This window comes from Rhodococcus sp. NPDC003318 (genome assembly GCF_042879035.1).
Taxonomy (GTDB): domain Bacteria; phylum Actinomycetota; class Actinomycetes; order Mycobacteriales; family Mycobacteriaceae; genus Rhodococcus_G.
The window spans coordinates 65342-72010 of the sequence record NZ_JBIAOU010000023.1; the positions used below are offsets into that span (position 1 = coordinate 65342).

General features: G+C 64.1%; 6 protein-coding genes and 3 pseudogenes. 1 reads left to right on the forward strand and 8 read right to left on the reverse strand.

Going from position 1 to position 6669, the window contains the following annotated elements; genetic code table 11:
• Positions 1 to 154: 154 nt before the first annotated feature.
• Positions 155 to 721, reverse strand: coding sequence for a hypothetical protein (locus tag ACFYVR_RS23850; protein WP_387477862.1), 567 nt, complete (start codon positions 719 to 721; stop codon positions 155 to 157).
• A 280-nt stretch (positions 722 to 1001) separates the two neighbouring features.
• Positions 1002 to 1352 (reverse strand): integrase core domain-containing protein, encoded by a 351-nt coding sequence (locus ACFYVR_RS23855; protein WP_387477865.1) that lies wholly within the window; start codon positions 1350 to 1352, stop codon positions 1002 to 1004.
• A gap of 20 nt (positions 1353 to 1372) precedes the next feature.
• On the opposite strand from ACFYVR_RS23855, the gene ACFYVR_RS23860 reads away from it, so the two are divergent.
• Positions 1373 to 2770 carry an IS30 family transposase gene (locus tag ACFYVR_RS23860; RefSeq protein ID WP_387477867.1) on the forward strand — a complete coding sequence of 466 codons (1398 nt, stop codon included), beginning with the start codon at positions 1373 to 1375 and terminating at the stop codon, positions 2768 to 2770.
• A gap of 135 nt (positions 2771 to 2905) precedes the next feature.
• Here the strand turns inward: ACFYVR_RS23860 and ACFYVR_RS23865 are convergent.
• The 6 genes and pseudogenes from ACFYVR_RS23865 to ACFYVR_RS23890 form a co-directional block, all read right to left on the reverse strand.
• Positions 2906 to 3001 (reverse strand): annotated as a pseudogene (locus tag ACFYVR_RS23865) (DDE-type integrase/transposase/recombinase); the annotation flags it as partial.
• Between the two features lie 349 nt (positions 3002 to 3350).
• A pseudogene (locus ACFYVR_RS23870) lies at positions 3351 to 3569 on the reverse strand (transposase family protein); the annotation flags it as partial.
• Positions 3570 to 3730: 161 nt separating this feature from the next.
• Positions 3731 to 5062, reverse strand: a complete 1332-nt coding sequence (locus ACFYVR_RS23875) for an ISL3 family transposase (RefSeq protein WP_387477869.1) — start codon at positions 5060 to 5062, stop codon at positions 3731 to 3733.
• Positions 5059 to 5289, reverse strand: a complete 231-nt coding sequence (locus ACFYVR_RS23880) for a transposase family protein (RefSeq protein ID WP_387477895.1) — start codon at positions 5287 to 5289, stop codon at positions 5059 to 5061. The genes ACFYVR_RS23875 and ACFYVR_RS23880 overlap by 4 nt, the downstream gene beginning before the upstream one ends.
• A 165-nt stretch (positions 5290 to 5454) precedes the next feature.
• Positions 5455 to 5761: pseudogene (locus ACFYVR_RS23885) on the reverse strand (ATP-binding protein); the annotation flags it as partial.
• Positions 5762 to 5820: 59 nt separating this feature from the next.
• Positions 5821 to 6486 carry a helix-turn-helix domain-containing protein gene (locus tag ACFYVR_RS23890; RefSeq protein ID WP_387477871.1) on the reverse strand — a complete coding sequence of 222 codons (666 nt, stop codon included), beginning with the start codon at positions 6484 to 6486 and terminating at the stop codon, positions 5821 to 5823.
• Between the last annotated feature and the right edge of the window lie 183 nt (positions 6487 to 6669).

Genomic DNA, 6669 nt, shown 5'->3' on the forward strand with positions numbered 1-6669 from the left:
CGTTCCTGTCAAATCTTTACAATAGAAATGTGTAAAGCATCAACCGTGGGACAGCCCGTACGAGCAGGGACCTCACCCGTCGTGGCGACTCCCCACCGCTACGGGCGCGCCGGCGCTTCGCGCAGACCCGACCGGGACGTGTCATCTGCACAGGTCAGGGCAGCAAAAGGCCCTGCACCTGAGCGGGGTGCAGGGCCGAGCTGAGCGGCCGCCGGAGGTCAGTTGTCCCGAGGCGATTGAGGAAGGTGACCGCGTCGGTGCGGTCAAGCAGGGCAGTAACAATGCCGTGGTCCTCTGGGCAGTGCAGGCGCAGGCTCTCGGAGAGCCGGGTGAGGCTGGCGACGTAGTTCTGCATGATTCCGCCGATCGCGTCCCCGCAGCGGCGGGGTATGTCCTCGCTTACCCAGCACTTGGCGACCTCGCGCAACCAGGGCTGGGTAAGGCCGGTGAAGTCCAGGGTGCGATTGCCCTGACCGAAGACGGCCAGGTTCCACACATCCTTGTGCCGCTCGGTCTCCGGGTCGGAGAGCACGACCCGGGTTGCTTTGACGATGGTGGACCGCAGCGACTCGATTCGCTTCGTCGGGGTGACGAGGTCCTCGAGCGTGCCGACCTTCTGAGCGCAGGCGGTCTGATTGCACAGCGGCCGAAGCCGGTGCATCTCGGTGATGTTCCCGGTCCGATAGCTGTACTGGAGCCCGAACAGGATTTCGGCGACCACCCGCGGCGGCAGACCCCGAAGGTCGACCTGGCGACCGTTTCGGCGAGCGGGAGCGGTCCGGATCCAGTCTTCCAGGTCGATTCCGGGATCCGTATTCCGCAGCTTCTTCACCTGCTTCGAGTGGGGACGGCAGAACCCGTCGACGGCATACTGTCGCCAGCCGCACAGGCGCACCCGGCAGAATCCCGGATGCGGGTAGGGAGCGAGGTCCGTGCGTGCCAAGAATTCGTCCAGGCCGGTGCCGCCGCGTCGGTGAACCGTCTCGGGTTTCTTGCCGCTTCTAAATCGGTGACGGCACCGGTTGTGGAGTCGACAGGTGAGCGTAGTACGTCAGCTCGAATTCATCCGGCGGGGCGCACCCGAGACGACTGTGCAGGCGACTGCGATTGAACCAGTCGACCCATTCCATCGTGGCGTACTCGACGTCCTCGACGGATTTGTGGGGACCCGGATGGAACGGGCTTCCCTTGGCGATCACTTCGGTCTTGAACAACCCGATAGTGCTCTCGGCCAGCGCATTGTCGTACGCATCTCCCACGCTGCCGATTGACGCAGCAATGCCCTCCAGTACAAGGGTTTCCGCGAAGAAGATGGAGGTGTACCGGGCAGGCTCAACCGGTCGATGCAACACCCACGATGAGGAGGGTGTTGATGGGCAGACCACCTGGATGGCTGAAGGAACTGACGGGCCGATCGGCGATGATCTCGCCGGGCGCGCCGACGACTCGGCGCAGCATTGAACGGAAGTTCTGGAAGGAGATCGCGAACGGGGCCTCGTCGGAGGATGCGGCTGAAGCGGTCGGCGTGTCGCCGGCGGTGGGTTCTCGCTGGTTCCGTCAGGGTGGCGGAATGCCGACGATCGAGTTGACCGAGCCTGCCGGACGGTACCTGTCATTCCCTGAACGCGAAGAGATCGCGATCCTGAGGGCACAGGACGTCGGTGTGCGCGAGATCGCGCGCAGACTCGGCCGCGACCCCGCCACGATCTCTCGCGAGCTACGGCGCAACGTGGCCACACGCTGCGGCAAGCTGGAGTACCGAGCATCGGTCGCGCAGTGGAAAGCCGAGCTGATGGCTCGGCGACCCAAGACTGCGAAGTTGGTGACGAACCCGCTGCTGCGCAACTACGTTCAGGACCGGTTGAGCGGCGAGGTCAGGCGCCCGGACGGTGCGACCGCGGTCGGTCCTGCGGTACCGGAATGGAAGGGCCGCAACAAGCCTCACCGGCAGGACCGGCGGTGGTCCACGTCGTGGAGTCCGGAGCAGATCTCGAATCGACTCAAGGTCGACTTCCCCGACGACGACTCGATGCGCATCAGCCACGAGGCGATCTACCAGTCGCTGTTCATCGAGGGCAGAGGTGCTCTGACCCGGGATCTGGTCGCGAATCTGCGCACTGGCCGGTCGCTGCGGGTGCCCAGAGCCCGATCTCGGAACAAGCCACAATGGCACGTCACCGAGGACGTGGTGATTGGTGAACGTCCCGCCGAAGTCGACGACCGTACGGTTCCGGGTCATTGGGAGGGCGATCTGATCATCGGTACGCACCGGTCCGCGATCGGCACCCTCGTCGAACGCACGAGTCGGGTCACGCTGCTGGTGCACCTGCCCCGACTCGACGGTTACGGAGAGAGTCCGCGGGTAAAGAACGGCCCCGCACTGGCCGGCTACGGCGCCGTGGCGATGAACGCGGCTCTGACTGCGGCGATGGCTGGCCTCCCGCTGCAGCTTCGCAAGACGTTGACATGGGACCGAGGCAAGGAACTGTCCGGCCACGTTCAGTTCACGCTCGCCACCGGAACCAAGGTGTTCTTCGCCGATCCGCATTCCCCGTGGCAGCGACCGACGAACGAGAACACGAACGGCATTCTGCGACAGTACTTCCCGAAGGGAACAGACCTGTCCCGCTGGAGTGCCGATGACCTCGAAGCTGTCGCATCGGCAGTGAACAACAGGCCACGGAAGGTGCTCGGCTGGAAGACCCCGGCCGAGATCTTCAGCGAGAAGCTACAGTTGCTGCACCAGCACGGTGTTGCGTCGACCGGTTGAATTCGCCCCGACTGCCGGCATCGCTGTGATGGATCAATCCCGCACCGACAGGGCGACCGGTGTGGTCACGTCGCCACAACGCCACCTTCAACGCGGTGGTGACCATCGCGGCGTCCTTGACCGTGGCGGCATGCAGCCGACGATCGCCCGCGAGAAACAGTCGATCACGAACGCGACATAGACGAACCCCGCCCAAGTACGACAGTAGGTGAAGTCGGTGACCCACTTCCGATTCGGAGCTTGTTCGGTCGGCCAGCAGGTCGATCGGCCGCCTCGTGACCAGATCCACGATGACCGTGCCGTAGACGTGGCCGCGACGGACCGCGAAGTCGTCGATCCCGAGTAACGGTGTCGCATCGATGGCCCGGTCGGGTATGGCGCGTACCGCCCGCAGCACAGTGTCACGGCCGACGCGCACACCGAAACGATTGGCCAGTCGGGCTCCAGCCCGCCCGGCCACAGCGAGGCCGATTGCCTCGATCAACTCGTTCAGCACGGTGGTCCGCCGAGCCGATCGCCGTGTCAGCCTCGGGACTTGCTCGGCGAAAGTGGTTGCCGTGCATGTGTCGTTGTCGCAGAAGAATCGGCGAACTGTCAGGTCGAGAACGACCGGATGGGCGCCGATCGCAGTATCGGCAGGCTGACGTCGACATCGAGAATACACTCGGTTCGAACCTGTACCGCACTTCGGGCATCGGGCATCGCCACCCTTCGGGTGAGCGGCGATCCGGATCGTGGTACCGGCCAGCCGAACCGCCTCGACGACGACACCGGTCAGATGCGGCAGCAGTACCGCCAAAGAGGATAAATCACACCAAAATGATCTTGGTCCACGTCGAATCGATACTGATCAGCGGCATGTCAGCCGCTTCACGGAAAGTGCGCCAGATCCGCGATAGTGCTCACTTGTGCTCAACGAAAGTGGATCTGGCGCACTTTCCGTGAAGCCTCTGTCGTGGTTCATGATTCGAGGTGGATGACGCGTTTGCGGAGCAGGTCGAGGTTCGCTCGTCCGTACATCTGTCGTTTGAGCATTTTGATGCGGTTCACGTGTCCTTCGACTGGGCCGGAGTTGTGTTCGAGAGTCAGGCCGGCGATGACCGCATCGAGGTCTCGACGTAGACCGGTGGTGAAGGACCGCAGGGCGGGTGCGCCGGTGGCGTCGACATCGGCCATCCAGTCGGTGAGGTCGTGGCCGCGGCGCTCGGTCATGATCTCTGCGAATCCGCGAACGTGCCCGCGCAGGGTGGTCAGGGCCGGACTGCGTTCGAGGATCTCGTCGAGCCGAATTTCGTCCTTGTCGGTGAGGTTGTCGGGTCGGCAGGTCAGCCACCCGGTGACCTGCCGGACACTTGGTGCGGTTGGCTGTGTCGGCTGCATCCGCAGTGCATCTCGTAGCGGCTGAAGGAACCGTCGGACGGTCTTGTCGCTGCCGCGGTAGCCGCGTTCGGTGATCTCGCGGGTGAGGCGGGCACCGTCGGTGCAACCGGCGGCGAACCGTTCACGCAGGTAGGGCTCGAACCCGGTGATCAGGGTGCGACCTGCAGTCCGAGCGGTGGTCATCAATTCATCGACGTCGGTGGCGCGGGCGAAGCGGCGCACCGTTCGGCGGTCGAGTCGCAGACGTCGGCCGATTCCGGTGATCCACATCCCTCGGGCGACGAGATCGTGGACTGCGGTGTGCCGTTCGCGGGTGCGGGTGGCCAACTTTCCCTGCGCGACATATGTGTTGTCAACCGCTGCATTGCAATGGGTTTCGTTGTCGAACTCGATCGCGCCGTCGTCGGCCGACTCGGCTGGTCTGGCCGGAGGGCGAAGGTCTACGCGATGACGGATCACTGTCTGTTCGACCGCACCGACAAGGTTGTGCCATAGATGCCATCGGTCGGCGACCTGCACCGCATCCGGGGCTCCGCTGCGAACGGCGTCGGCGTAGGCGCCAGCCCGGTCCCGGCACACAACCTCGGCGCCAGGATGCTCATGTAGCCACGTCGCGACGGTGTCTGCGGTGCGGTCGGCAAGTAGATCGATCGGCCGCCTCGTGACCAGATCCACCACGACTGTGCCATAGACGTGGCCGCGGCGGATCGCGAAATCGTCGAGCCCAAGGACCGCGGTAGCCGCGATCGGACGATCCGGGATGGCGCGCACGGCCCGCAGAACCGTATCCCTGCCCACAGAAACCCCGAGCCTGGCGGCAAGGCGGGCGCCGGCGCGCCCGGCGACGGACAATCCGATCGCGTCGATCATCGCCCCGAGGACCGGAGTTCGTCGGCTCCACGGTGTCGTCACGCCCGGGATCTGCTCAGCAAATGTCGTTGCATCACAGTCGTTGTTGTCGCAGAAGACCGACGGACCCTCAGGTCGATCACGACCGGATACCCGCCGATCGCGGTGTCTGCGGGCCGGCGACGATACCGCGAATGCACCCGCTCCGAGTCATGGAGACACTTCGGGCAGCGACCCCACACGCTTCGCGGCCGGGCACCGATCCGGATCACCTCACCGACCGGACGCACCGTCTCGACTACAAGTTCGGCAAGATGCGGCAGCAGGGCCTTCCACGGCTCGGAATCACACAAAGATGATCTTGATACATGGAGGATTCGCGCCGGTCAGCGGCATCCGGATTCCTTCACGGAAAGTGCGCCAGATCCACGAAAGTGCTCACTCGTGGGCAAGGTTCACTGTAGTGGTTGCCGGGTCCCGGTGACGGTCTTGCGCAGCTTTTCGGAGCGGGCGTGGTGGTCGCGGAATCGCCGTCGAGATTCAGTACGACGGAGCGGCGCAGGAGCCGGTTGAGCATCGCCGCTGCGACGGTGGTGTCGCCGAGAACTTCTCCCCATTCACCGACGCCGCGGTTGGTGGTGATCACGATCGAGTCTTCAGATACCGTTGTGAGACAACCTGAAACAACGCAGATTCGGCTTCGCCGGGCAGTGGTAGGTAGCCGAGTTCGTCGATCACCAACAGGGTCGGCCCGGCGTAGAGTTGCCGGATACGGTAATATATTCTGCCGCTCGACAAGTCGAGTGCGGCGAGCATGTGCATCACACCGTCGTAGCGGCGGTAGGTGGCCGCTGCCGGTGCGGATGAGTTCCCGGGCGCCAGCACCTGCCCTTACGAGGCTGCAGGTTCAACGGACCGAACTCGTCGACACAGACCACCCGACCATCGATCGGGGGTCGGTCGTAGAGGCCCAGAATCGTCTGCATCTTCGTCAGGAAGTCCGGGTCCGTCGACGCCTTCCACGTGGTGGTCGCCTGCCAGGTGACCCTGCCGTCCCGCAGAATCCGACGTAGCGTCTCGCGACTGATCGCCGGCACCACCTTCCGACAGACCAGATGCTCGGCGAGCTTGGTCAGGCTCCAGGTGGAAAACGCGGTGACACCCCAGTCTGCGGGGGACGTCCGGGCGATCAAGCAGATCCGTTCTCGGGTCTGCTCATCGATCGTCCTGGGACGTCCCCCGCTCCATTTTGGGTTCAGGGCCTCGAATCCCCGTTCGTTGAACGCGTGGATGACATCGCGGACGTAGTCCTCACCGACCTGCATCAGCGAGGTGATGTCCTTGACGCTCTGGTGTTGAGCGGACATCAACACCACGATCGCACGCCGCAGCTTGACCGGGTCCTTGGCGGTGCGGCTGATCTTCTGCAACCGCCGCCCTTCCTCCATGCTCAGTGCCCGGACGTACACACTCGGTTGACGTGCCATGACCACCTCCGTTTCTGACTCGGAGACAGTCTGCAGTTCGCACCATCTGAAACCCGGGATTACCCGGCCAACGATCCGTGACGAGCCACTAGTAGGACTTTGTTAGGTGGGGAAGGTGTGGTGGCAGGTCGGGCAGGTCCCGATCCAATAGGCCAGTGCGCGTTGGAGTTTGCGTACGACGGC